The organism is Erwinia psidii, assembly GCF_003846135.1.
GTDB classification, from domain to species: Bacteria; Pseudomonadota; Gammaproteobacteria; order Enterobacterales; family Enterobacteriaceae; genus Erwinia; species Erwinia psidii.
Genome location: NZ_RHHM01000008.1, coordinates 171,329 through 195,087, shown reverse-complemented (window position 1 = coordinate 195,087; position 23,759 = coordinate 171,329). Strand labels below are relative to the sequence as shown.

Genomic DNA, 23,759 nt, shown 5'->3' with positions numbered 1-23,759 from the left:
TTTCATCTGGCAGCACAAAAATGTAAAGAAAATTAAAAAATCTGATTTCAATCTCATTACCTGATGAAAACATTGTGGTGCATAAGAAGGTGATGTAAGGGAGGGAAAGCAGCTGAGGTTTCACGATTCAGCCGTAAAGCGGAGTGATTGCCGCAAGACGGTATGCCCATCGTGAATTCGCCAAGCAAAATGTCCTAAGATTTTCACCTGTGGGCACTGTGTAAATATCCCGCATAATCGTGCCATTCACATTCAGAGATCTTCCGGCATACTCATTTTGCCAACGAAGGAGATCGCTATGCGTAAAGCCCGTTTTACTGAGCATCAGTAAATCACGGTGATTAAATCAGTTGAAGCCGGACGAACAGTGAAAGATGTCTGCCGCGAGGACGGAATCTCTGAAGCCACGTATTACAACTGGAAGTCTACATACGGTGGCATGGAAACATCTGATATTAAAAAAATTAAGGATCTTGAGGACCAGAACCGACGGCTCAGGCAGATGTTTGCCGACCTCAGTCTTGAGAATCGGGCACAGAAAGACGTTATCGAAAAAAGCTCTGAAGCCAGCCTTTAAGCGTGGGCTGGTGACGCATCTGATAATAACACTGAGTATTCGTCAGGCCTGCCGGAGTCTGAACCTGAGCAGAACGGTTTACCATTACCGCCCGGATACCACGCGTGACGTACCCGTTATTTTCGCGTTGCAGACGGCTGCGGAAAGATATCCACGATACGGCTTCCCGAAGCTGTTTCAGGTTCTGCGGCGGCAGGGATACCAGCGGAACCATAAACGGACCCACCGTATTTACTGTCTGCTGAAACTGAATTTTCGTCGCAAAGGCAAACAGCGTCTGCCGGTACGTAATCCATCACCGCTGACCACACCGGAAGCGCTGAACCAGAGCTGGTCTGTTGATTTCATGCATGACGCGCTGATTTGTGGTCGTCGCTTTCGCACATTCAATGTCGTCGATAATTTTAATCGTGAAGCGTTGTCGATCGAAACAGACCTGAACCTTTCGGCCCAACGGGTGGTTCGGGTGCCCGACAGGAGCGACGCAAACCGGGGATATCCCGCGATGCTTCGCATGGTTAACGGCCCGGAATTTATTTCTCTGACTCTGGCTGAGTGGGCAGAAGTGCATGCAGTGAGGCTGGAATTTATCAAACCGGGTAAACCGACTCAGAATGCATTTACTGAACGCTTTAACCGGACATACCGCACTGAAATACTCGATTTCTGTCTGTTCAGAACGCTGAACGAAGTACGGGAAATCACAGAGCGGTGGCTTTCAGAATATAACTGAGAACGTCCACATGAATCACTGAACAACCTGACACCGGAGGAATACCGATGACAACACCATCTGGCCGGGATCTCAAAAAATACGTGGAACTAAAAAGGGTCTGTTAATAATGTCATAAATGCTGCCTGAAGGTAGCTGCTCTTTTTACCCAGTCTTCCAGAACCAGACCCGATACCCGCTCAAATTCCCGCACATTATTGGTCACCAGTATCGCCCCTGCCGCGATGGCATGCCCAGCGATCGCCGTGTCATTCGGGCCGATCGGCGTGCCGGCCATTCGCAGCGCGACGCGGATGCCAGTGGTGCTGTCCACCGCGGCGCGGTCCCAGGGCAGGATGGCATCGAGGCGGGTGCAGAACGCGTCAACCAGCTGGATGTGACGCGGCGAGGCCTTCGGGCTGGTGGCACCAAGGCGCATCTCTGAGTAGGTAATGGCCGAGATCACGATGCGCTGATTACGGAGCACTGCCTGCTCCAGGCGCTTCAGTACTGCTTCCGGCTGCTGGTGGCTAACCAGATTTCGCCGGAAGGGAGGAATTAAAGAGGCGATAGCACAAACCGCGTTTGCAACCTCAGCGCCCTCACCTTCGGTTGTCCTCCCCCCACAGAGTCCTCGTTTACTCGTCATATCCTCCAACTCACCAGCCAATAAGGTCATGCAGAATATTGCTTTTCAGGAAAATTCTCATTATCACATCAATAATATTAATGTAGTGCAACATATGGCAATGAACTTCTCATTGCACATATATACACACGCTTACAAATAGATGGCCGAAAAGACATGGTTAAATGAATTTAATTTATGTATAAATTCCCTGCCAAAACAACGCTAATTATCATAGCGTTATGCGGTAGCCATGGGTCTGTCCATGAAATACACATCAAATATGCCACACAAATGACAATGTGTTCGTATGAAGGTTGTGTGACATGAATGTTAATAACTTACGGAGAAACATTATGCATTTTAATGATGAATTAGAGCTGAACGAAACTCACGAAGCTGTTGAACTGACTCAGGAAGAGATGATGGCCATCGCAGGCGGTATGAAAGCCTGATAGTACCCACGCAGGGGAGGTGACTCCCCTGTATCTCACAGGGTGTTCTTGTAAGATATGTCTGTAGAGCTGACCACACGGCTGAATAAAAAATTCATCAGTAGACCTTTTATCCTGATAACCGGAATGAGCGTTGCTGCCAGTCTGAGTCTGCTTGCCATATTGCTGACGCAGTTTGAAGTTAAAAGCAGAAAAGAAGTCGATTTGCATGCTTCGCTGACAGCCAGCAAGGTTGCCAGCGGTGAAGTTATAAGCACCTATCAACTTACCTCTCAGCTTCCGCGGAAAATGACAGAATCAGAGTGCCGGCACGTCGTGCAGTCTAAATTAAGGGTTGAAAATCCCTATAACGAAAGCAACGGCCAGTATACTTATCATTATCAACCGGGATATAACCAGAATAATTCACGCTGTGACGTAACGATAGAATTTTCCACAAACTCCGCCCACCTGACACCACGCAGCAGCATATCTGTAAGTTATATTGACAACGCAACCACGGAGAGCCTGCTTCACTCTCTACTTGAAAAATAGTCAGATTATGATGAGAAAAAAAATTAATGTCATTTTACAAAGTGAGCAAGCGGATTGCGGACATGCATGCCTGTGCATGATATCCGGGTACTGGGGCAAGGAGCTGACACTTGAAGAGTTAAAATTCGCTTATTCAACGAGTGTACGCGGCATTAATCTGCTAACTCTCAAAAACATCGCCACAGAAATAGGATTTAGCAGCACTGCTATTAAATGTTCCACAGAAAAACTAATCATACAGAAACAGCCAGCCATAATACACTGGAATAAAAACCACTATGTTGTTTTTGAGGCATACCGCAAGGGAAACTTTTACATTATAGATCCAGTTAGCGGCAGAAGAAAAATACCACAGCAGGAGTTTGAAAAACAGTTTAATGGTATCTGCCTTATCATGACGCCAGGCACAGATCTGGTTAAGAAAAAAAATAAGAAAGAAGATCATGTAAAAAAAATAATTATCCCCATCTTCCTGTCCAGCATACCGTACATACTGGTTATTTCACTACTTCTTGAGATAATCAATATTGCAATTCCTTTCTCCTATGGTTGGCTTATCGACAAAGTAATTAAAGAAAAGTCTTCAAGCGTCATCACTGGATATGTTTTGCTATCTTCCCTGTTAATAATACTAACCATCATAGCCTCGATAATAAAGAACAAAATATTGCTCATTAAGGGAAGTGAGTTTTACTTAACTATGCAGGAAGAACTACAGAATAAAATATTCAATCTTCCTTTGAGCTTTTATGAAAAAAAGAATGCCGGAGAAATAGCAGCGCGATTAAACAGCATTAACTACATTAGAAGGACATTTAGTACTGAATCATCCAACATCGTTACTAACGCCCTGCTTTCGGTTGTATCGCTTGCAACGCTATTTTTCATAAATCACCTCCTTCCGTTAATAACGGTAGCGATGCTTGCGGCATTTATAGTAGTTAGAATGATATTTTACAAACATCAAATGTATGCAAGAAACAGTGAATATGCCAAAGCCCCTGTTCTGTATTCCATTGTGCAAGAGTCCATTACTGCAATGCCCAGCATAAAAATGGCACAGAGTGAGAAGAATCGATACCGACGCTGGCTTGATAAATCATTTGATGCTGAATGTGACAAACACACTTACGATAAATATGCCTTATTATTAAATGATTTAAAGACAAGCCTGAATAATGCAGATCAGTTCATTACCGTTTTTGTCATATTTGCATTCCTATGGGGTAGCGGACTGACGATAGGTAGTGTATTCACTTATCTGTTTATCAGAAGCTTCTTCTTCACGCGCACTGTAGATTTTATTTTAAAGACCACTGAAATTAAACTGATGTCAGTATATAGCGACAGGATAAACGAAATACTCTGCATGAGTGATGAGAGAAAAGGGAATATTGCAATTAAGAGCAAAGAGACAGGGTTTCATATTGCTATTAGTAAGTTAAGTTTTCAGTATAGTCAGCATGAAAAAACGATCTTTGAGAATCTTGATCTGGAAATAAAGGCCGGTGAATCTGTTGCAATCACCGGTGACTCTGGCACAGGAAAGACTACGCTGGCAAAACTGTTAGCCGGATTTTATGACAAATATGAAGGCGATATATACATTGAAAACATTGAACTAAAGGAAATCGATATAAAGACCTATAGGAAAAATGTAGCGACCGTATTTCAAAATGACCGACTGCTCTCAGGCTCTCTGATTGAAAACATTTCAAGCTTTGAGAAGCACCCTGACATTGAGCGTGTAATTGAATGTTGTGCCATGGCAAATATTAATAAAAAAATAGAGAAGCTGGCCATGAAATATGAAACCTGGTATCACTCAGGATCGGATGCTTTTTCTGGGGGGGAATTACAGCGATTACTTATTGCCCGCGCCTTATATAAAAAACCAAATTTACTTATTATGGATGAGTCAACAAGTCATCTTGATATAAAAAATGAAAGCGTTATCAGTGAAAACATAAAAGCATTAAAGATGACCAGGATAATCATTGCTCATCGTAGTGAAACTATTCTTTCTGCTGACAGAATAATTCGCCTGGGCGGATAATGTACATAATCGGGGGGAACAATGAATCTACCAGACTATCTATTAATGAACATCTATCGCCACCGGGACAGCACTTTCCTGATAGAAAATGACAGGGTAATCACCTACCAGCAACTGCTGGAATCTGTACTCATCTACGCAAAGACGATTCGAGACAACACCAGTACAGAAAAAAAAGTCTTGCTAAGGGAGAGCTCTGCATTCTCTACGCTGGTGAGGCTGCTGGCATTGCTGAATAATAATATCAGCGTAGCCTTAGTTCACCGCGGCTGGCAAGGTACGACAGTCGACGAAAACTACTGGCAGTCAGTAGAGAACTATAAGCATCAGGCATCCAGCCTGGAACTTCAGAAGATGCTGACAGAAGAGATAATGAACCGTAAAGAATGCAGTTCAACTCTCTCATTTCACTCTTCTGGAACAACATCCGATAATCCAACCGAAATGACTGTGTCTCAGGATAATATTTTTTTTTCGCTGACCAGTATCTCTGCAACGCTTAAATATAATAATGAGTCAAGAATTGGCGTTACCACACCGCTGTCATTTGACTATAGCCTCTATCAGTTTCTGATGGCTATCGCCAGTGGGAGTTCTGTTGTCTACAGTGATTTCAGACTCAAAGCTCACCGCTCCTTTGATATATTTGCTCGCTATAGCTGTAACTACCTGGCGCTTATTCCTGGTTTATTGAAGCAGTATCTCACCCTGCACAAGCTGAAAGCGTTGGGACAACCGCCTTGCTATATTACACTGACCGGTGAATTTTTTGAACAACAGACGCTACAGCAGTGTCATCAGCTCCTGCCGGAAACCCACATCATTACAATGTACGGCATTACGGAGTGTAAGCGAGTAAGCATTACACCTCCAGAAATATGCGTGATAGAGAGCAACTGCGTGGGGTTAGCAATACCGGGCACCAGCGTACTGATCAAAGATAAAGACGAACGTATCCTCAGAAGTGGCACGGGAGAATGCATTGCGCGGGGAGCTCATGTGATCAATGGTTATGCATCTGAGGGCCCCTGTCAGTTTACGCAGCACGAGGGGCAACGCCAGCTTAACACCAGCGACATTATTCATGTCGACCATGACGGCTTCATCTCCTTTCTGAGACGGTCGAATGAAATTATCAAAATTAACGGTAAGAGAATCGATAGCACAACGGTTAAGCGTTTCATTCAACAGATTTATCCCGACATTAATGATATATCCTGTAGAGAAAACAAAATTATTATCACATCCCGAAATGATCTCCCTGAGAAAAGCATTAAAGAGACTGTGAAACATTACTTTTATGAACATCACGCCATTGTTTTAAGAGATATTGTTCTCAGAAAAAAAGAAAACATCAACCTGAAGGGGATGTAATGGTGCTGCCAGTAGACTGTAGAATGCAATCCGTTATCAGCGTACTTGAAAACTCAGTATATCGGAAAATAGTAGGGCGCTGTGCGTATAATAATATTTACCTGAAGTATATGGATAGCAGGAAAAATTTTGCTATTGAATATGGGCACCCAATAGTAAACCTCCAGCGCTATGGGTTCATCATCACAGAGAAGCATTATCTGCACGAGGAAAAAGAAGCGTTTATTCACGATCTTAAGCTATCACAGGGTGCGGTCATTCAGCATTCATATAGCAGCCTTCTACTCAGAATGAGGTTGATAAAAACCGGTTTGCCTGTTGACATTCCACACATGATCTACACGCAAGAAGTTAATACTAAAAATGAACAGCTAGTCATGAAAACCAGTGATGCAAAATTTAAGCTCATGTCCTGGAACCACCTGTTTTCTCAGGAAAACGAGAAAATTGCGGTGTACTTCATCATGCAAAAACCTGAAAAACACCTGGATACCGACGCGCTATTGGCAGAGTTTAGTAAAAGCTGTGCGCTGTACCCTCTCTATAACACGCCTGACATTCATCAAAAAATAAAAAAAGATATCACTGAAGATATGCTTATTAATCAATCATCTTTAGCAGTACCTCTTTGGAATCGTAACATCTGGAAAATGCATATCACGCGCGGCTGGTTTTCTTCTTTTGCCAATGAAGTTCTTCAAAATAATACACTGCAAAAGAAAATGTTAGCCCTGAGCCAGAGTTATCACGATCTCTCGGTATCTATAAATCAGATGGCTATTAAAGAGAAAAATTTCAATCTTGCGCCTCACATTTCTCAGCTGATGGAAAACCTCCATGAAGAATCCAGAATTATCAGTAAATTTTCAACATGAAGTTAATTTAGTAGAGTTTATTATTCAATCTAAAAACATTGACGAACTGTCCCGTCGGCTATGTGAGAGTCATTTCAATGACCTGTATTTAAAAAATGAATTCGGACATAAAGACATCCGGTCAATAATTGAGCAGTTGACAGCCGTCTCGCTTTCTCTTGCAGTGACCTTCAGCCAGCATATGCAAGCTGTAAATGTGCTCAAAATGTCCTCCATCAGCAGCCTGAAACACACGGGATTAATTGCATCGGCAACAACCTCAGTAAAAGGGGCGAGCCTGAACAGCAGAGTATGCCTTGAAGCTAATGCTGAACTTCTGACCAGAAATTGCCCCTGTGTAAGTTATTTCGCTGAAGCCACTCATCTCATCTTTACTGGGTTGGTAGGCACTAAAAATTCAATCGTTTTTTGCCATAAGAACGATCTGCATATTGAAAAAGAGGAGACGATTGAGACCTGGGGTATGACAGGAAATAGAATTGAGAGGGTAGAATTCAGCGTTCAGAAGAAATCTTGCTATATCATAGACGATCATAATCTGAATCTGTCGAACAATGTGTTGGCCTTTTATGCTCATCTTTACTGGGGAATATCCTGGGCAGCTATGTTCAATCGGGCATTGCACTATGTAAGGCGTACCGTAAAAGAATATAAATTTTACCATTATGAAAAAATGCAACAGGTAATAAATATAGATCTCATTAATTCATGCCTGATCGAGCGTCTTGAACACCACTTCCCTGCTTTAAATAAAGAAAAAATCACTGATGTACTTGAGCAGCACATTCATAATAACTCAGCAAAAATAATCATTGCAGAGAATGTATGTAGCGGAATGAAAATTATGCTGGATATACTGGGATTTAAAGAAGGCTATCAGAAACGAGAGGAAAACAACTGGTTTCAACAGGCCTATACCGATTTATTATCTGCTCCGCTCATGTTTAACAATGCTGATTTAAATAAGATTAACATCGAAACATTACAAATCCTGAAAAAATTCAAGCGAGATAAAAATGATTGATATCATAAATACTTTTGTAGAACGCAACACTGGACATCAGTATAATAATGATTTACTAACGATGAATGTCTATGACGCGGGCCTTGATTCTCTATTACTGGTTGGGCTGATTGTAGAGCTTGAAGCTAACAGCGGAAAGATCTTACCGGAAGATAAGTTAGAAAAGATGATTTCTGAAGATTTTACCTTTGGGGAGATCATAAATGCCTTCAGTGAATAGCATAACAGAGGCGTATATTGAGTATAAAACTGAAAAGCTAAACGATAATGTTAACCACCTTAGGAAGGTGTTACCTGATAGCAGTCAAATTCTCTATTCATTGAAAGCAAATAACAATCCAGAATTAATAAAATTTCTCAGTCACACGGTGGACGGCTTTGATATCGCATCGCAAGAAGAGCTGGCATTAATCAGCAGTTATGTCGGCAAAAAAAGAACTCTCTGCCTCACAGGTAACGATAAAATTTCCATACCGCTGTCAGCGCTGCGCGATGCCGCAACAAAGCATAACCTGATTTATTCTATTGAATCACCTAATGATTTTCTCTTTTTCTGCCAGCTTACAGAGCAGGGTATCGATGTTGAGGGCCTGTTTCGACTGTCATACTTTCCTTCTGTCCGCTACGGAATTTTTAACGGGCTGCCGGATAGCCCTTTTGGCATGACAGCAGAAACGATTAACACGCTACTATCCAGAGCTCAGCCCGGAGAAAAACAGAGAGTAGCCGGGTTTCATCTCTATATTGGTTCACAAATTTCCGACATGAATCAGCTAAGTGAAACCCTGCGCTGTGCAGTTGAAGAAATTAAAAGAGTTGACCCTGATTTTGTTGCACAAATCCACATGCTAAACGTTGGCGGTGGATTTCCTGCTCCCTATGGCCAGAAGATGAAAACGCAGACGTTTACTTCCGCTCATAACCTCTCAGAAGAGTTGGAAAAAGTCATCGCTGAGAGCCACCTTCCGCCGGTTTCACTGCTTTTTGAAAGTGGCAGAGCGGTGACAGGCAGCGCTGGCAGGCTCAGCTGCACGGTGCTCGACCACAATCTCAACTCTGCCAACCCCTATGTAGTGATTAACAGTGGTATTGCGCAAATAGCCGGCCTTTATCTGCTGCGTAGATTAAAAGAGCCCGATCTCGAATTTTATCATGGTGCATCAGAGGCGATTCACACGCCGACCATCCGCTGCCGGGTGTATGGCTCCAGTTGTACTGCTCTCGATATGCTGGGCTATGCAACGCTTTCCGCGCACGCTATCAGCGTAGGCACCGTATTACACTGTGACAATCTGGGTGCTTACTGTAGCAACGCGTCACTTAACGGATTTCATGGCAAGGCCAAAATTAGCGAAATTATAAATTGAGAGTAGCCAGGAGGCTGATATGTCAGGCCAGAGCAAGTTAACTCTTTTCAGAGAATTATATAATGCTTACTTTTATAATGAATCATTTGAAAACAGCAGGGACATTGATATCTCCTTCCTGAATCAGCATAAGTTATTGCCGCTGTTAAACTATGTTATCCATCAGCAGAACCTGTTCAAAGAAGTAGGCTATAAAGATTGTGAGCTCATTGCCAGTTACTGTTCACATCTTGAAAAGAAACAGATTTTTGCTGACAGCGAACTGGCTGCGTTGACGAAAATGATGAAACAGGAAAAAATTCATTATGCATTGCGAAAGGGAAAGTCGCTGGCAGCGCTCTACCACCACCCCAGCCATCGTACTTCAAACGACGTGGATCTGTTGATTGATGTATCCAGTGCAAATAACATGAAATCACTGCTGGCCGAGGCGGGCTTTACCTGTGGGTTTTATCACCATCAAACGCGCACTGTGCACGCGCACAAACCTGAAACGCTACTCAAATACCGTATGAGCCCGGACCATCTACCGCACTATGTTAAAGTAGTCGACGGAATACCGATCGTCATCGATATTGCCTTTACGCTCAGCTGGGCGACGAAACAGGACCCACTATGCACAGAAGAAATATTGCGCAAAACGGCTGAGATAAGCGGCATATCGTGCCTGGATCCCTATTATAACTACTTACATACCCTGCTTCATTTGTACCGCGAATGCGTTTTCCTCACTTCATTGCAAAAAAGGCCGCCTTATCTGACCTCTGTGATCGATGTCATGTTGCTTAATCGCTTAAATATCAACTGTGATAAGCTCGATAAAGAGACACATACTCTCTGCCAGATGTTAACTCAGCTCTGCTCAGCGCTGTGTGAACGCGAGCTGCATCTGGACAGCATAGCCAGCCAGCATGCTTTTATTGAGCATAAAGGCAAGCTCTGTAAGGCAACCGGTAGCTTTGTCAATCTGATGTTCACATCACATAAAAATTATAAAGAAGTATTTAACTCACTCACTTTAGAACGTTAAAACAGCCAACTCACGACATACTTCAACCGCCATCAAATTCTTTATTTCAAAAGGAATATTATCAGATGGATTTATTTTACATCATTGTAATTACATTTTTTATTATCAGAGCCATTGCATTGATATTGACATGGTACAAGCTAAAGAGATCCGGTTCGCCTTCTGTTTTGCAGCAGGGCTCTTCTCAAAAAATTTGGTTTATTTTACCAGCCTTAAATGAGGCAAAGATTGCAGAGGAAACTGTCTCGTATTACTACGAACTGATAAAGCCATATTCACAGCAATGTGAGCTGGTAATTATCACCTCACCGGAAACAGGTGAAAATAGCACATATAAATGCATTCAACGTCTGCAAGAGGCATATCCAATCACATTGAAACACGATAGATTGAGCCAATCCAAGCAGGAGAAACTTAATCGCATTTACAGCGAAATTAAAGCTAACAGCCCCCAGCCATTCTGGATATTTGTTTTTGATTTTGATGCCAGACCCTCACCGACGTTGATTGAACGGGCCATAGCAGAAACTCGCGCCGGACAAGGCACAGAAATGATCCAGGCGATCCCCGTCACCACTGCCGCGCCGGGAATGGGATGGTTTTCATCTCTGAGCGTATTAAACCATCTCTACCGTGTGTTATTTGTTGAGAGCTTTCTCAACCATTTTAAGTGGAAGTATTACCTGCGTTTGGGCATGGGAGCTTGCTTACTTATCAGGAGCACCGCGCTGGACAGGACAGGCGGATTTCCCAAATATTCTGATGACATCGAGCTGGGCTATCGGCTCGACCTGCTGACAGTTCGTAGAAAAACAATAATGGAATATCCCACGATGACGCCGGTCAACGCCTTCGGTTCATACTTAAAGCAATACTCCAAAATTATGCTGGGAGTGTTATCTCTCAAACGCGTTTTTCATGATATACCCGGCTCAAAAGCCTATACCGCAACAACCAAATTGGTAACATACTCGACCAATTTTCTTTCACTCTTTGTTTTCCTCCTCACGGTTATTTTTTCAGCCATGAGGATGAATGGTTTTTATGTTTTAGCTTACTGGTTAGCTGAATTCTGTATTCAAATTTTTATTATCAGCTACTTCAGGAAGATCATAACATTCCCCACGCCGGGCATGACGTTACTTCATCTTATCATTTCTCCCTTTAGCCGGCCTGTCTTGCAAGCTATCACATTAAGCTATTTTTTAACTGTGAACGACAGATACGTTAAAAACTACTCTACCGAGCGTTAAAAATGAACTTTATATTCACATTCTGTGGTAACGGGGTACGGTTTACTGATAAAGGTTTCACAAGGCCTAAGTTTCTTCTGAAATTAAATGATAACAGAACAATTCTTGAACACATACTGGAAGCTATTACCCTCCCAGAAGAATCAAATATCCACTTTCTTTTCAATACAAAATACCGTAAGTTTGAACAGGAGACACTATCAGTTATTGAAAAAATTACATTACCCTGTGGTTTCACTCTGAATTATAACAGCGATACAACTGGGCAAGCTGAAACTGCATTCATTGCCATAAGCCAAATCGACAACGACCGCCCGATCATTATTATGAATAATGACACAATAATAAAGCAGCGCGATTTCAATGATATTGGAGAAAGATTGTATTCAGGCCGGGCTTGTTATGTTGATCTTTTTGAACCTAAAATTAAAACCAGCAACTTCAGTTATGCAAAAAAGCATGGTGACTCAATAACGGAAATAAAAGAAAAAGAAGTCATATCGAATTATGCTTCAAGTGGTCTGTATGGATTTTCATCAGGTTCTTTCTATAAAGAACTTTATTATACTTCTTCATTCTATAACGATGAAAAGTATATCAGTCAGGTAATAGAAGAAGCGATAATCAAAAATAACGATGTATTCGCGCACACTATCTACAACGAAAACCAGACAATTATTCTTGGTACACCAGAGCAATACCACTCTCATATCAACAGGTGAGAATATGAATGGAGCTTCCGGCGCTGCGTATAGTTTAGTTGGCAAACACTTTATCAAAACATGGCCTTGCCATCTTCGTCAGAAAGCATTGGATGAAATATACTGGTATAGGACGCATAGCGACAAGTTTAGTTTTTTCCCAAAATATTACGCATCATCTCAGGAAAATGATAGCCTAAGCCTCTCGATTGAAAGGCTTGTTGATTACTCAAGTCTGCTTGATCGGTTTTCTACCTATCCTGATTGTTGCAGTGATAATAATACAATTTATTGTCATGCCATAGATAAGATATTCGATGAAATGCACAGCTTTAAAAGTAACGTGGTGCTCTCACAGCGGGAATGGCTGACCTATTTATTTAAGCAAACAAGTAATCGCATCATGTCATACTGTGGAAAAAATCCACTGATCAATAAGTTGACATATGACAGCGTGGTAATAAACGATAATGCCTATCTCAGCATAATGTCATGCCTACAGCGTATTGAGCATATTATATCAGGCCATTGCACTCTGCTGGCGTCACCGCAAAAGGCCATTCTTTGTCATGGAGATCCCCATGCCGGGAATATAATGACAAATGGTAAAGATGTTAAACTTATAGATCCACGCGGCAGATTTATTAACTCCAACGCATGGTTTTCTCCTCTCTATGATGAAGGAAAAATCATTCACGATGTTTTTTTTGAGTACTCAAACATTGTCTCCGGGAAGTTCCGGTCATTTTACGATGGTAAAAAGTGGTATTTGCAGCAAGAAAATAACCATTATAACCTGAATAAAACCCTGGATTACTTCAGGCAAAAAACGGCGGGTGGATGGCTGAGTTATATCTCTGGAGCATTACTACTGGCAGGTGTACTTCCCTTCCATTACCAACGTAGCTGGCTACAGGAATTTTTACTTATTAGCATAATTGCGCTTAACCGGGTGATTAATCCACAAACCTATCATTTGACATGGAATCATAAATGACGCTATTTTTACCTATCGATCGTAAGAATATTATTATTATAAACTGTCGCTCTGAAATTAGATCCGTAGTTAAGAATTACTATCCTGCCGCCAGTGATTCCCCTCCGCCTTTCAATAATCATAATCGGGAATTTAATATTAATGTTTCAGTTGACCCTGAACACCTAAAAAAAATCACTCAATTCAATAATCATAAAACCATTAATTACAAAAATGATATCAAACTTATCCAGAAAAAGTGCAAGAATGGCAAAGCTTACATCATTGGTTCAGAAGCACCTGATTATTGCTATCACATCGATGTTAACTTCCCTCATCCAAAATGCAGCTTTTCAATTTTCATTTCATCGCTGGCGAAGTCTATCTACGTCATCCGTTTTCTACGTGCTTTGATCGCTGATATTCACTATTTATCCGATCGAAAGTGTTATCACGCTGCACTGGTGAACTACAGGAATAAAGGCATTCTTATCGTGGGAGATTCTGGCGCCGGTAAGACTTCCCTGACCCTGCATCTGGCGGGCGCGGGCGGTAAAGTGCTTTCCAACGACAAATTATTTATTGGCCATGATGCCAAAGGAAAACCCGCAGCCTGGCCTCATGTGACATCATTTCGCGTTGGCGGTGGGTTATTGAGGAACATGGATAATCAGCGACTGTCGAAACTGGTTTCCGACCGTTCAGGTAGTGTTAAAAATTTTCTTAGTGAAATAGACCAGAAAGGAGATTACTGGGGCAACAAAAAAAAATTCGAACTCACACCGGCTGAAATGAATTATATCTTTGATGCACAGATTATCGATCACTCCCGCGTGGATTTAATCGTATTCAGTCGACGCTCGGATCCAGGCTGCTCCGGCTCTATTCAGCCTTCTCAGCTGTCATCCCACTCTGCGCTACTGAACGCAAACTTCTTTTCGGTGCGCGACACGGATTATCCAGAGTCTCTCTTCGGAAACCCTTCTTCCGGGCCATCAACCACAAATGTTCTGCACGGCTTGCCGTGTCACAGCTTAGATTTTAACCCCTATAACGGACTTTCTTATGTCACAGATTACCTCGATCGCCTTTGAGGGAATGCCATTCACTGGTAAGACGTCTGCACTCAAGGCTCTGTTGCACAGCGGTTTCTGTCGTCACTATATACCGGAGACGATTGTCGATGTGACCGATGGCCAGAGTGCTCAGCTTAATGATTACTACAAGCATCTTGCGGCGCTGGAACAACGGAAAAAAGGCCATCACTGTCTGATTGATCGCTCACCACTTTCCACATGGGTGGTTGACCAGGTTGAGCCACGCCCGTTTTTTTGTTCCGAATACCTCTCTTCGATTGATGCAATCATTGTTTTTACCGATGCTCAGGATAATATCAGTTTTCCTTCAATGTCGTGTCACTCTGATCCTTCTCCCTGGATGCGGAAAGAAAATATAGTTAAAATGAAGTCATTATATGAATGGGTTTGTCAGAATGGTTACTTCAGACAGGTGCCAGCCTATTCCTTTAATTCTTCTTTGTTCACAGAAAATTCTTTGGCTAAACTGGTGCAACTCATCGACACCATCAGGAGTAAAAAATGAAATTGTATAAAGAGAAAAATCGCAGCTGCGTTTTACTCAAAAATGATCGTGGCGACTTTCTTTTTATCAAAGAAAATAGTGACGATTACTGGATACTCCCCGGCGGTAAAAAGGAAACGGGTGAATCCTGGTATGATGCTGCAAAGCGTGAAATTTATGAAGAACTGAGCCTTAAACTGACGGATATCACCTTTCGTGGAATGATTGAAAATCATTTTAATATTGATGATTGTTTTTACAATGAAACAATGGTTATTTTTAATTCATCCTGTACTGGCGATGTGATTAACCATGAAGATCATATTGCGCGACAATGCCGCTGGGTGAGCATGTCAGAGTTGATCGATCTGCCGTTACAACCTGAACCTCTGCGACAGTTCTTACTGAATAATCTGGCGTATTACAGGAAAGAACCGTCATGAATTCTTCACCACATAGTATCAAGCGCGTGGTAATTACGGGGAACTCTCCCGGCAGCGGAAAAACCTACATGGCGCTGCATCTGCATCAAAAAACCGGCTTACCATTATTTCATCTTGACCGTATTTTCTGGCAATCCAACTGGCAATCCGTCACCGAAAACGAATTTCTCCAGCGTCAAAGTGAGATTATTAATAATTCATCATGGATTATTGAAGGTGGTTATATAGGTTCCCTCAGGCAGCGTGCGTTGCAGGCTGATCTGGTCATCGTTGTTCTGGCTGGAAAGTGGAAAAGCTTATGGCGTGTCGTTGCCCGCAGAGCAAAAAATGGCGGCGTGCGTAAAGATTTACCAGAAGGCTGCCCGGACAAGATAGATATGGAATTTTTACGCTTTATATTAGCTACCCATTCTGGCCGGTTGGCAAGAATTAAAGATCAGTTGGAAGACATAAGCGCGCCCGTTTACTATATCAAATCGAAGAGAGAACTTGAGTGTTTAATACAGAACCTAGAGCTATCTTAACTACTGCCGTTCTCATTGTACTTTCCTTTTCTTCTTCAGCTCAGAACTCTCGGTGTAATATTAAGCAATTTTACACATCCAAAGAGATTAGCTCCGTTATAAATTCAAAATTTCCTGAGCCTCAGAATGTGGGATTCGATGTGGATGATACACTGCTTTTCTCGACGCCTTCTTTTGTACTGGGTAAAGCTATTTTTTCAGTAAACAGCGATGCATGGTCACACAATGCCAATTTCTGGCAGCAGGTCAACAATGGCCTGCTGGTTTACTCAAAGAAGAAAGAATCGATGCAAAAGATAATTAATTATCACCTGAAAAGAGATGATAACATCTATTTTATTACCGATCGCCCGCGCACTACCACGGAAAAATTAAGCTCTCGACTGGCAGATGATTTTAACATTCCTTTTTACAAAAGGAATGTTGTTATATTCAAGTCTTATATTAATGGTGTAAAAAGAAACAAAGATTATTTTATTAAAAGGAATAAGATCGCTATATATTATGGTGACTCCGATGCGGATATTTTTCAGGATCGCAACACTGTTTTAAAGCTCAGAGTGCTACGCAGCGCTGCGTCACAAAATCAAAATCATTACCATCCCGGTATGTATTGTGAGTTTGTCATCACTGACAGCGAATACTGACGCTTCCGCCTTCGGCCTCTTACCCTCAGATGCCAAAGCTCTCCGGGTAGCTGACCTGGGTGTGATCGTCCTGCAGCTCTTCACCCATCCACAGGCTAACAAGCGCGAGCATTTGATGCTTCGCGCGCTCCAGTCGCTCAGTATTTGGCAATATCGATACCAATAACGCTGAGCTTGTTCATGTGATATTACTGCCGGATTAACTCAGTCAGTAAAAAATATGGCACTGACTGCGTTGGGAAAAGGCGTCCATCACATCACTACAAGACAACAGTGCCCACGTGAAGTAATTTTCCGCGCCTGATTCATCACCGCCGAAAAGAACATCTTGATAAGGTTGCTGAAAGAAAGAGGAGCACACTTCTCTGATCTCTATCGGCGTAGGTTCTTCATTGTTTATTCGCTCTGCTCGTGCTTCGCCCGGAATATCCTCAACATATTGCAGAAGTTCGGCATTCATGCCAGCCACGAATAAATCAATATCCTGCGTCGTTAGTTTCTTCATTGTTCCAATCATCCTGAGAAGTTGTTCACTCCCTGTCCTACCAGGTCGGAGGAGCGATATGTACGGACTGGGTGGAGAAATGATGAACCGGCAACGGCGAGGGCTATCAGTTTCTAAAAAGCAGCGAAAAAACAGGCGTTCGGACAGGCGATAACAGACACAGTAAATGTCGTTTCGGCGGAATGTGTTGGGGATGTAACAACCGTTGGTGTATCCCATTTTGCTTATGAGCACCTGAGACACACCAACGTATTGTTTTTAAATAAGTTGAAACTGACCGATAAGCCGGGTTCTGTCGTGGACAGTCATTCATCTAGGCCAGCAATCGCTCACTGGCTCAAGCAGCCTACCCGGGTTCAGTACGGGCCGTACCTTGTGAACCCCTATTTGGCCTTGCTCCGGGTGGAGTTTACCGTGCCACGAACTGTTGCCAGACGCGCGGTGCGCTCTTACCGCACCCTTTCACCCTTACCTGATCCCAACAAGTGGGCCATCGGCGGTTTGCTCTCTGTTGCACTGGTCGTAGGCTTACGCCCCCCAGGCGTTACCTGGCACCCTGCCCTATGGAGCCCGGACTTTCCTCCCCTTTGTCTGTCTCCCCCCGAAAGAGGACGGCAACAAAGCGGCGACTGTCTGGTCAGCTTCGCCGCGGATGATAGGGTATTTCACGCGGTTTGTCACCCCTCGTGCTGCTCCAGGGCATACTTATAAAGCGCGTTCTTTTTCACCGCATGAATCTCAGCCGTCAACTGAGCGGCCTTTTTTAACGGCAGCTCTTTTTGTAACAATGCCAGCGTGCGCAGCGCCTCCGGTGGTAGGGCATCCTCTTTGGCATGAAACCCCTCGACAATCAGCACCATCTCGCCCTTGCGGCGATTTTCATCTTCCTGCACCCAGGCAAGCAACTCTGCCACTGGCGCACCCTGAATCGATTCCCAGGTTTTGGTTATTTCCCGCGCCAGCACGACATAGCGTTCGGCACCCCACACGGATACCATATCCTGCAAACTTTCCAGTAGTCGGTGAGTTGATTCATAAAAAATCAGCGTGCGTGGCTCCTGTTCAAGTGCTAGCAGCACATCGCGGCGACCTTTGCTTTTTGCGGGCAAAAATCCTTCGTAACAGAATCGATCAGACGGAAGCCCGGCGGCGCTTAATGCTGTAATAGCGGCACAGGCTCCCGGCAGTGGCACCACATTGATACCCGCCTCACGGCAAAGACGGACCAGATGGTAGCCAGGATCGTTTATCAAAGGCGTCCCGGCATCAGACACCAGCGCGATGCATTGCCCATCCTGTAGCCTGGCCAGCAAGGTTTCAGCCTTCTGTTGCTCGTTGTGATCATGTAATGCGAACAGTCGCGCATTGATGGCGAAATGTTGTAGCAACAGGCCGGTATGACGTGTATCTTCCGCTGCGATCAGATCGACATTTGCCAGCACCTCCAGAGCGCGCTGGGTGATATCGCCCAGGTTGCCGATCGGCGTCGGCACAATATAAAGCGTGCTGGCAGAAATCTCTTCGCGTTGTTTCATTGTTTGATCCGGTTTAGCGATTTAATATTGAGCATCTTGAAAAAAACATCACTGGATACAGTATGCTTCCTTCGAAAGTCATTTTTAAAAAAACAGGGCGCGGCCTGCCTGTTCTGCTGGCCGCCCTGATTTTTGCCGGGTGTACAGGTCAAAGCCCCCAAACCCCTACGGTGAATGTTCAGGGTGCAGCTTCAGGCACCTCCGACTATTACCTGCAACAGATGCAACAAAGTTCAGATGATAACAAGGTTGACTGGCAATTACTCGCGATCAGGGCGCTGTTAAAAGAAGGGAAAATTCCTGATGCCAGTGACCAGGTTACGCGGCTTCCACAAAAACTGAACGATACACAACGCCAGGAAGCACTACTGTTACAGGCTCAGTTAAAAATTAGCCAGAATGACCCGGACAGTGCAAACCAGCTGTTGCAGCAGATTGACGCCAGCTCACTGTCGAAAGAGCAGCAGGCGCGTTACTATTCATTACAGATTGCTGCAAGTGGTGGGCGTCCCTCTCTGAACGTTCTGCGCGCCTGGATCGCCCAGGAACCTTTGCTACAAAATCCAGCTGACAGGCAAAAAAATATTGACGCCACCTGGCAGGTACTGATGCAAATGACGCCGGATCAGATTAACAGCCTGGTGATCAATGCCAATGAAAATACTCTCCAGGGTTGGCTCGATCTGCTTAGTGTTTTCAAAGCCAACAGCAACGATCCGAACCTACTGAAAGCAGGTATCAGCGACTGGCAGACGCGCTATCCGTATAATCCGGCGGCCAAAATGTTGCCGACAGCGCTCAGTCAGGTGCATAGCTTCCAGCCATCCTCAATGGGTAAAATCGCACTACTGCTGCCGCTGAGTGGCCAGGCACAGGTTTTTGCCAATGCCATCCAGCAGGGTTTTAACGACGCCAAAAACGGCGTGCTGACGCAGGTCTCCGCCCCCACCGTGGCGCAACCTGGTGACGGAAACACCGCAGCGATAAACGCCACGTCAAATGCGGCGCCCGGCAGCGCGGGCAATCCGGTGGCAGCGCCCACAACGGACCCTGCCACCGCTTCTCCAGCGGCAAGCCCTGTTGCAGGCGTGGAGCAACCAGCCACGCAGGGCAGCAATACAGCGATAGCCCCCCCTTCCAGTTCGACGCAGGTGCAGATTTACGATACCAGTAGCCAGCCAATCGATCAGGTTCTGGCACAAGCGCAGAAAGACGGCGCCACGCTGGTGGTGGGCCCCCTGCTGAAAAATCACGTTGAGCAGCTGGCTTCAGTACAAACACCGCTGAATATTCTGGCGCTCAACGAACCGGAATCAGTACAGAACCATCCGAATCTTTGCTATTTTGCGCTTTCTCCTGAAGACGAAGCGCGTGATGCAGCTCATCATATGTGGGATCAGGGCAAACGAACGCCATTGTTGATGGCGCCACGCAGTTCACTGGGCGACCGTGTTAGCAAAGCCTTTGCAACAGAGTGGCAAAAGCTGGGCGGTAGCACCGTGTTGCAACAGCAGTTTGGTTCAACGGCAGAATTGAAACAGGGAATTAATAGCGGTGCAGGTCTGAGTTTAAGTGGTACACCGATCGCAATTCAGACGGAGCAGCCTCAGGGGGTAACGGTCGCAGGGCTCACCATCCCGGCACCGGTAACCGGCTCACAAACGGCCGTGACGGGTAGCGCTGGTAACGTGGATTCGGTTTACATCGTCGCCACCCAGGATGAGATGGAGCTGATTAAGCCTATGATCTCAATGCGCGTCAGTAGCCGTAACATGGTACAAATGTACGCCAGCTCACGCAGCTTCCAGGCCGGTGCAGGCCCGGACTACCGTCTGGAGATGGAAGGTTTACAATTCAGTGACGCGCCGCTGCTGACAGGCAGCCAGCCGGCACTGTTACAGCAGGCAGCAAAAACCTTTAAAAATGACTACTCACTGGTGCGGCTGTATGCGATGGGTGTCGATGCCTGGACACTGGCTAACCACTTTAACGATATCCGCCAGATGCCGGGCTTCCAGCTGAAAGGGGCAACAGGCAACCTGAGTGCCACAACGGATTGTGTGATCAACAGGAAGTTGATATGGAGCCAGTATCATCAGGGGCAAATCGTTCCGGTTTCCTGAGCAGGCAGCAAACAGGAGCGGACTGCGAACGGCATGCCCGCTACCTGCTGGAACAAGCCGGCCTGACTTTTGTCGCGGCGAATGTTCGCTTCCGGGTCGGAGAAATCGACCTGATTATGCGGGATAAAACGAGCTGGGTTTTTGTTGAGGTTCGCTATCGTCGTAATGCCTTATTCGGCGGCGCGGCAGCCAGTGTTGACCGCAGCAAGCAACAGAAGCTGTTAAAAGCGGCCGCGTTGTGGCTGCAACGTCAGGGTGAAAGCCTGGAAACCGCAGACTGTCGCTTTGATGTGATCGCCGTAACCGGCGCGAACACCGACTGGCTACCCAATGCTTTCCCGGCGGAGTAACGGCTCTGTCATTGACTGACCAGGTGAAAGAAGTGCTGGAGAGAATTAAAGTCTGTTTTACCGAGAGTATTCAAACGCAGATTGCCGCAGCGGAAGCGTTACCGGATGCAATATCACGGGCGGCGATGACCATGGTTCAGTCACTGCTGAACGGTAACAAAATTCTGAGCTGCGGCAATGGTACGTCCAGCGCTAATGCCCAGCATTTTGCGGCCAGTATGATTAACCGCTTCGAAACTGAACGGCCCAGCTTGCCAGCGATTGCCCTCAGTGCGGATAACGTGCTACTGACAGCAATTGGCAACGATCGCATACATGAAGAGGTGTATGCCAAACAGGTGCGGGCCCTGGGTAATGCAGGTGATATTTTGCTGGCTATCTCCACACGCGGTAACAGCCGGGAAATTGTCAAGGCGCTGGAAGCAGCGGTAACGCGCGATATGACCATTATTGCGCTCACCGGACATGACGGCGGCGAGCTGGCGGGCCTGTTAGGGCCACAGGACGTTGAAATTCGCATCCCCTCACATCGCAGCGCAAGAATTCAGGAAATGCATATGCTGACCGTGAATTGCCTGTGCGATTTAATTGATAACACCTTGTTTCCCCACCAGGACGTATAAAAGGAGCTGAAATGAAGGCATTACCCACTATTGCCGTGGTGTTTACCGCGCTGATGTTACAGGGCTGTGTGGCAGCCGTTATTGGCAGTGCCGCAGTGGCAACCAAGACCGCCTCCGATCCCCGGACGGTAGGCACACAGGTGGACGATGGTACGCTTGAACTGCGTGTCAGCAACGCGCTGTCCAAAGATCAGCAGATCAAAACGGATGCACACATTGTCGCTACCGCCTACCAGGGAAAAGTGTTGTTAACTGGCCAGGCACCTGACGCCACCATTGCCAGCCGCGCCAAACAAATTACCCTGGGCGTTGACGGTGCTACCGAAGTCTATAATGAGATCCGTACCACCGATAAAGCCAGCTTTGGCACTGCGTCTTCCGATACATGGATTACCACCAAGGTCCGCTCACAGCTGTTAGCAAGCGACCAGGTGAAATCATCCAATGTGAAGGTGACCACCGAAAATGGTGAAGTGTTCCTGCTGGGTCTGGTAACGGATGCAGAAGGCAAAGCAGCTGCCGACATTGCCAGTCGGGTAAATGGCGTGAAGCATGTTACCACGGCGTTCACTATTCTGAAGTAGTCGTCGGGCTCAGGCCAATATCAGCTGGCCGTAATAAATATCCTCCGGTATAGCCGGAGGTTTTTCACTGCCATAAGGCTCTCCTGCCAGCAGCGCTTTGCTATCTGACATTTGCATCTCTGGATTACTTACGGCCCGTAAACAGGCTACCCGGATACGGGATTGATAACTGTTAGTTTATCCTGCTCCAGCGGGTGTTTTATGTGTTCCCGGATCTTCCCTGCGTTCTTACCTACCGTGTAGGCGTCATATCCTTTGCACCAGAATTCCCTGTTCCTGTATTTGAATTTCAGATAACCAAACGGCTCATAAAGCATCAGGCTACTCTTCCCTTTCAGATACCTTATTAATCCCGACATACTCATCTTCAGCAGGCTCTCCACAAGCATATGGATATTAACTCGCCTGCAGAATGTTCACGCTTTTCCATTTACACAGTTTTCTTAATATGCTGCCTGTTGTTCTGCGTTTTTCACCGTAAAATACCTGTCTTCGGTACTTCGGAGCAAAAACTATGTGATAGTTACCGTTCCATCGGGTGTGCGTCAGGCGCTTTTCGTCACCCATTGGTCCCCCTTTTTGATTTCTTGTTTGATTCTTGCCATTGCCAAATCGCAAGGTGTTTTAACAAATCAAAAGGGGGTTAATAACTGGCTGAAGAGGTTCTTTAGACAAAAAATTCGTAGCCGGAGAAGCCAGTTACGGATATCTGATAAAAAAATAAAATAATGAAAGTGTATTTTCCTTCAGCAGACTTTATCTAATTATCCGTTAATTTCAGGGCTATTTTTTAATTTAACGTTATTTTTTATTATTTCCTGAATCAATGACTCTCCGGGAAAGTCGGCCATAATAATACCAACCATTATTTTCACAGTCTCTTTTTTATTGACTGAAATATTCACAGGCACACTGTTAATTATATTTGATAATTTAATTATCGCATTTATTTTTCTGGTTTCATTACGGGCAAGAATATTGGTTCCTTCGAATGCAATGGTACAGATACCGATAAAAAAATTAACACGTGGAAAATAAGGGTAAGTGTTTTTCCAGCCTGGCGTCGTCAGGCCGGTAGCCAGACGGGATGAAGATGTGCCTGCTGATATACGTCCACTTGCAACAAAATAAGGGAATGATCCACCAGATGCTGAAAGATGATTGATGTAAAAAGTATCGCTGTAACCATTTATCGCTTTATCAAGATGCTCTTTGACTGTCATCCATTTCCAGTGAAGATCCCAGTTTGTCCCGATCAAATAGTTATCCTGAGTAATGGCCC

The 23,759-nt window shown here is 44.8% G+C and carries 25 protein-coding genes, 1 other RNA gene and 2 pseudogenes; 21 read left to right on the top strand and 7 right to left on the bottom strand.

Features of this window, described 5'->3' with window-relative positions; translation table 11 throughout:
- Positions 1-331 precede the first annotated feature (331 nt).
- Positions 332-1,307, top strand: a pseudogene (locus tag EB241_RS12050) (IS3 family transposase); the annotation flags it as partial.
- A 115-nt stretch (positions 1,308-1,422) separates the two neighbouring features.
- Here the strand turns inward: EB241_RS12050 and EB241_RS12045 are convergent.
- Entirely contained in the window at positions 1,423-1,938 is a 516-nt protein-coding gene (locus tag EB241_RS12045; RefSeq protein ID WP_124233410.1) for a type II toxin-antitoxin system VapC family toxin, read from the bottom strand.
- A 560-nt stretch (positions 1,939-2,498) separates the two neighbouring features.
- On the opposite strand from EB241_RS12045, the gene EB241_RS20760 reads away from it, so the two are divergent.
- The 16 genes from EB241_RS20760 to EB241_RS11970 all read left to right on the top strand — a co-directional run bounded on the left by EB241_RS20760 (position 2,499) and on the right by EB241_RS11970 (position 16,757).
- Positions 2,499-2,906 (top strand): hypothetical protein, encoded by a 408-nt coding sequence (locus tag EB241_RS20760; protein ID WP_148089646.1) that lies wholly within the window; start codon positions 2,499-2,501, stop codon positions 2,904-2,906.
- A 7-nt stretch (positions 2,907-2,913) separates the two neighbouring features.
- The gene (locus EB241_RS12040; RefSeq protein ID WP_124233409.1) at positions 2,914-4,962 is read left to right on the top strand and encodes a peptidase domain-containing ABC transporter; all 2,049 of its coding nucleotides are present in this window, start codon (positions 2,914-2,916) and stop codon (positions 4,960-4,962) included.
- A 21-nt stretch (positions 4,963-4,983) separates the two neighbouring features.
- Complete coding sequence (locus EB241_RS12035; RefSeq protein WP_124233408.1) at positions 4,984-6,336, top strand: AMP-binding protein; 1,353 nt, start codon at positions 4,984-4,986, stop codon at positions 6,334-6,336.
- Positions 6,336-7,211: a hypothetical protein gene (locus EB241_RS12030; protein ID WP_124233407.1), complete on the top strand. Its 876-nt coding sequence runs from the start codon at positions 6,336-6,338 to the stop codon at positions 7,209-7,211. The genes EB241_RS12035 and EB241_RS12030 overlap by 1 nt, the downstream gene beginning before the upstream one ends.
- Positions 7,174-8,235, top strand: coding sequence for a hypothetical protein (locus tag EB241_RS21480; RefSeq protein ID WP_233592598.1), 1,062 nt, complete (start codon positions 7,174-7,176; stop codon positions 8,233-8,235). The genes EB241_RS12030 and EB241_RS21480 overlap by 38 nt, the downstream gene beginning before the upstream one ends.
- Positions 8,228-8,455, top strand: a complete 228-nt coding sequence (locus EB241_RS12020) for a phosphopantetheine-binding protein (protein WP_124233406.1) — start codon at positions 8,228-8,230, stop codon at positions 8,453-8,455. Before EB241_RS21480 ends, EB241_RS12020 begins: the two co-directional genes overlap by 8 nt.
- Positions 8,439-9,602 (top strand): type III PLP-dependent enzyme domain-containing protein, encoded by a 1,164-nt coding sequence (locus tag EB241_RS12015; RefSeq protein WP_124233405.1) that lies wholly within the window; start codon positions 8,439-8,441, stop codon positions 9,600-9,602. The genes EB241_RS12020 and EB241_RS12015 overlap by 17 nt, the downstream gene beginning before the upstream one ends.
- Before the next feature lie 19 nt (positions 9,603-9,621).
- Positions 9,622-10,632 carry a nucleotidyltransferase family protein gene (locus tag EB241_RS12010; protein WP_124233404.1) on the top strand — a complete coding sequence of 337 codons (1,011 nt, stop codon included), beginning with the start codon at positions 9,622-9,624 and terminating at the stop codon, positions 10,630-10,632.
- Between the two features lie 65 nt (positions 10,633-10,697).
- Positions 10,698-11,885: a glycosyltransferase gene (locus EB241_RS12005; RefSeq protein WP_124233403.1), complete on the top strand. Its 1,188-nt coding sequence runs from the start codon at positions 10,698-10,700 to the stop codon at positions 11,883-11,885.
- A 2-nt stretch (positions 11,886-11,887) separates the two neighbouring features.
- Positions 11,888-12,607, top strand: a complete 720-nt coding sequence (locus EB241_RS12000) for a sugar phosphate nucleotidyltransferase (protein ID WP_124233402.1) — start codon at positions 11,888-11,890, stop codon at positions 12,605-12,607.
- Between the two features lie 4 nt (positions 12,608-12,611).
- Positions 12,612-13,583 (top strand): hypothetical protein, encoded by a 972-nt coding sequence (locus EB241_RS11995; protein WP_124233401.1) that lies wholly within the window; start codon positions 12,612-12,614, stop codon positions 13,581-13,583.
- A complete protein-coding gene (locus EB241_RS11990) occupies positions 13,580-14,656 on the top strand; it encodes a hypothetical protein (RefSeq protein WP_124233400.1) in 1,077 nt (358 codons plus the stop codon). The genes EB241_RS11995 and EB241_RS11990 overlap by 4 nt, the downstream gene beginning before the upstream one ends.
- Positions 14,628-15,164: a hypothetical protein gene (locus EB241_RS11985; RefSeq protein WP_124233399.1), complete on the top strand. Its 537-nt coding sequence runs from the start codon at positions 14,628-14,630 to the stop codon at positions 15,162-15,164. Before EB241_RS11990 ends, EB241_RS11985 begins: the two co-directional genes overlap by 29 nt.
- Complete coding sequence (locus EB241_RS11980; RefSeq protein ID WP_124233398.1) at positions 15,161-15,586, top strand: NUDIX domain-containing protein; 426 nt, start codon at positions 15,161-15,163, stop codon at positions 15,584-15,586. The genes EB241_RS11985 and EB241_RS11980 overlap by 4 nt, the downstream gene beginning before the upstream one ends.
- Positions 15,583-16,110 carry a P-loop NTPase family protein gene (locus EB241_RS11975; RefSeq protein WP_124233397.1) on the top strand — a complete coding sequence of 176 codons (528 nt, stop codon included), beginning with the start codon at positions 15,583-15,585 and terminating at the stop codon, positions 16,108-16,110. Before EB241_RS11980 ends, EB241_RS11975 begins: the two co-directional genes overlap by 4 nt.
- The gene (locus EB241_RS11970; RefSeq protein WP_124233396.1) at positions 16,080-16,757 is read left to right on the top strand and encodes an HAD family acid phosphatase; all 678 of its coding nucleotides are present in this window, start codon (positions 16,080-16,082) and stop codon (positions 16,755-16,757) included. Before EB241_RS11975 ends, EB241_RS11970 begins: the two co-directional genes overlap by 31 nt.
- 25 nt (positions 16,758-16,782) lie before the next feature.
- On the opposite strand, the gene EB241_RS21795 is transcribed toward EB241_RS11970, so the two are convergent.
- The 4 genes from EB241_RS21795 to rsmI all read right to left on the bottom strand — a co-directional run bounded on the left by EB241_RS21795 (position 16,783) and on the right by rsmI (position 18,797).
- A complete protein-coding gene (locus EB241_RS21795; protein WP_267432249.1) occupies positions 16,783-16,908 on the bottom strand; it encodes a hypothetical protein in 126 nt (41 codons plus the stop codon).
- A gap of 57 nt (positions 16,909-16,965) precedes the next feature.
- Positions 16,966-17,262, bottom strand: a complete 297-nt coding sequence (locus tag EB241_RS11965) for a hypothetical protein (RefSeq protein WP_124233395.1) — start codon at positions 17,260-17,262, stop codon at positions 16,966-16,968.
- A gap of 265 nt (positions 17,263-17,527) precedes the next feature.
- Positions 17,528-17,907, bottom strand: an RNA gene (gene rnpB / locus EB241_RS11960) — RNase P RNA component class A.
- A gap of 32 nt (positions 17,908-17,939) precedes the next feature.
- Complete coding sequence (gene rsmI, locus EB241_RS11955; protein WP_124233394.1) at positions 17,940-18,797, bottom strand: 16S rRNA (cytidine(1402)-2'-O)-methyltransferase; 858 nt, start codon at positions 18,795-18,797, stop codon at positions 17,940-17,942.
- A 62-nt stretch (positions 18,798-18,859) separates the two neighbouring features.
- On the opposite strand from rsmI, the gene EB241_RS11950 reads away from it, so the two are divergent.
- Genes EB241_RS11950 through dolP form a run of 4 tightly spaced genes read left to right on the top strand, consistent with a single transcriptional unit; the run spans position 18,860 to position 22,477 of the window.
- Positions 18,860-20,920, top strand: coding sequence for a penicillin-binding protein activator (locus EB241_RS11950; protein WP_124233393.1), 2,061 nt, complete (start codon positions 18,860-18,862; stop codon positions 20,918-20,920).
- A complete protein-coding gene (locus EB241_RS11945; protein WP_124233392.1) occupies positions 20,878-21,270 on the top strand; it encodes a YraN family protein in 393 nt (130 codons plus the stop codon). The genes EB241_RS11950 and EB241_RS11945 overlap by 43 nt, the downstream gene beginning before the upstream one ends.
- A gap of 32 nt (positions 21,271-21,302) precedes the next feature.
- Entirely contained in the window at positions 21,303-21,893 is a 591-nt protein-coding gene (gene diaA / locus EB241_RS11940; RefSeq protein ID WP_124233464.1) for a DnaA initiator-associating protein DiaA, read from the top strand.
- 11 nt (positions 21,894-21,904) lie between these two features.
- The gene (gene dolP, locus EB241_RS11935; RefSeq protein ID WP_124233391.1) at positions 21,905-22,477 is read left to right on the top strand and encodes a division/outer membrane stress-associated lipid-binding lipoprotein; all 573 of its coding nucleotides are present in this window, start codon (positions 21,905-21,907) and stop codon (positions 22,475-22,477) included.
- Between the two features lie 124 nt (positions 22,478-22,601).
- On the opposite strand, the pseudogene tnpA reads toward dolP, so the two are convergent.
- A pseudogene (gene tnpA, locus EB241_RS11930) lies at positions 22,602-23,044 on the bottom strand (IS200/IS605 family transposase).
- Positions 23,045-23,241: 197 nt separating this feature from the next.
- On the bottom strand, positions 23,242-23,700 hold the full coding sequence (locus EB241_RS11925; RefSeq protein WP_124233390.1) for a PI-PLC domain-containing protein: 459 nt from the start codon (positions 23,698-23,700) through the stop codon (positions 23,242-23,244).
- Positions 23,701-23,759: the final 59 nt, after the last annotated feature.

What these genes read in the sequence shown, in the direction of transcription:
- EB241_RS11925 (WP_124233390.1), bottom strand. Translation starts at nt 23,700, where the DNA reads ATGACAGTCAAAGAGCATCTTGATAAAGCGATAAATGGTTACAGCGAT.
- EB241_RS11945 (WP_124233392.1), top strand. Translation starts at nt 20,878, where the DNA reads ATGGAGCCAGTATCATCAGGGGCAAATCGTTCCGGTTTCCTGAGCAGG.
- EB241_RS12045 (WP_124233410.1), bottom strand. Translation starts at nt 1,938, where the DNA reads ATGACGAGTAAACGAGGACTCTGTGGGGGGAGGACAACCGAAGGTGAG.
- dolP (WP_124233391.1), top strand. Translation starts at nt 21,905, where the DNA reads ATGAAGGCATTACCCACTATTGCCGTGGTGTTTACCGCGCTGATGTTA.
- rsmI (WP_124233394.1), bottom strand. Translation starts at nt 18,797, where the DNA reads ATGAAACAACGCGAAGAGATTTCTGCCAGCACGCTTTATATTGTGCCG.
- EB241_RS12010 (WP_124233404.1), top strand. Translation starts at nt 9,622, where the DNA reads ATGTCAGGCCAGAGCAAGTTAACTCTTTTCAGAGAATTATATAATGCT.
- EB241_RS11965 (WP_124233395.1), bottom strand. Translation starts at nt 17,262, where the DNA reads ATGAAGAAACTAACGACGCAGGATATTGATTTATTCGTGGCTGGCATG.
- EB241_RS11990 (WP_124233400.1), top strand. Translation starts at nt 13,580, where the DNA reads ATGACGCTATTTTTACCTATCGATCGTAAGAATATTATTATTATAAAC.
- EB241_RS11985 (WP_124233399.1), top strand. Translation starts at nt 14,628, where the DNA reads ATGTCACAGATTACCTCGATCGCCTTTGAGGGAATGCCATTCACTGGT.
- EB241_RS12030 (WP_124233407.1), top strand. Translation starts at nt 6,336, where the DNA reads ATGGTGCTGCCAGTAGACTGTAGAATGCAATCCGTTATCAGCGTACTT.
- EB241_RS12035 (WP_124233408.1), top strand. Translation starts at nt 4,984, where the DNA reads ATGAATCTACCAGACTATCTATTAATGAACATCTATCGCCACCGGGAC.
- EB241_RS11950 (WP_124233393.1), top strand. Translation starts at nt 18,860, where the DNA reads ATGCTTCCTTCGAAAGTCATTTTTAAAAAAACAGGGCGCGGCCTGCCT.
- EB241_RS12015 (WP_124233405.1), top strand. Translation starts at nt 8,439, where the DNA reads ATGCCTTCAGTGAATAGCATAACAGAGGCGTATATTGAGTATAAAACT.
- EB241_RS12000 (WP_124233402.1), top strand. Translation starts at nt 11,888, where the DNA reads ATGAACTTTATATTCACATTCTGTGGTAACGGGGTACGGTTTACTGAT.
- EB241_RS12005 (WP_124233403.1), top strand. Translation starts at nt 10,698, where the DNA reads ATGGATTTATTTTACATCATTGTAATTACATTTTTTATTATCAGAGCC.
- EB241_RS20760 (WP_148089646.1), top strand. Translation starts at nt 2,499, where the DNA reads ATGAGCGTTGCTGCCAGTCTGAGTCTGCTTGCCATATTGCTGACGCAG.
- EB241_RS12040 (WP_124233409.1), top strand. Translation starts at nt 2,914, where the DNA reads ATGATGAGAAAAAAAATTAATGTCATTTTACAAAGTGAGCAAGCGGAT.
- EB241_RS11980 (WP_124233398.1), top strand. Translation starts at nt 15,161, where the DNA reads ATGAAATTGTATAAAGAGAAAAATCGCAGCTGCGTTTTACTCAAAAAT.
- EB241_RS11995 (WP_124233401.1), top strand. Translation starts at nt 12,612, where the DNA reads ATGAATGGAGCTTCCGGCGCTGCGTATAGTTTAGTTGGCAAACACTTT.
- EB241_RS11975 (WP_124233397.1), top strand. Translation starts at nt 15,583, where the DNA reads ATGAATTCTTCACCACATAGTATCAAGCGCGTGGTAATTACGGGGAAC.
- EB241_RS12020 (WP_124233406.1), top strand. Translation starts at nt 8,228, where the DNA reads ATGATTGATATCATAAATACTTTTGTAGAACGCAACACTGGACATCAG.
- EB241_RS21480 (WP_233592598.1), top strand. Translation starts at nt 7,174, where the DNA reads ATGAAGAATCCAGAATTATCAGTAAATTTTCAACATGAAGTTAATTTA.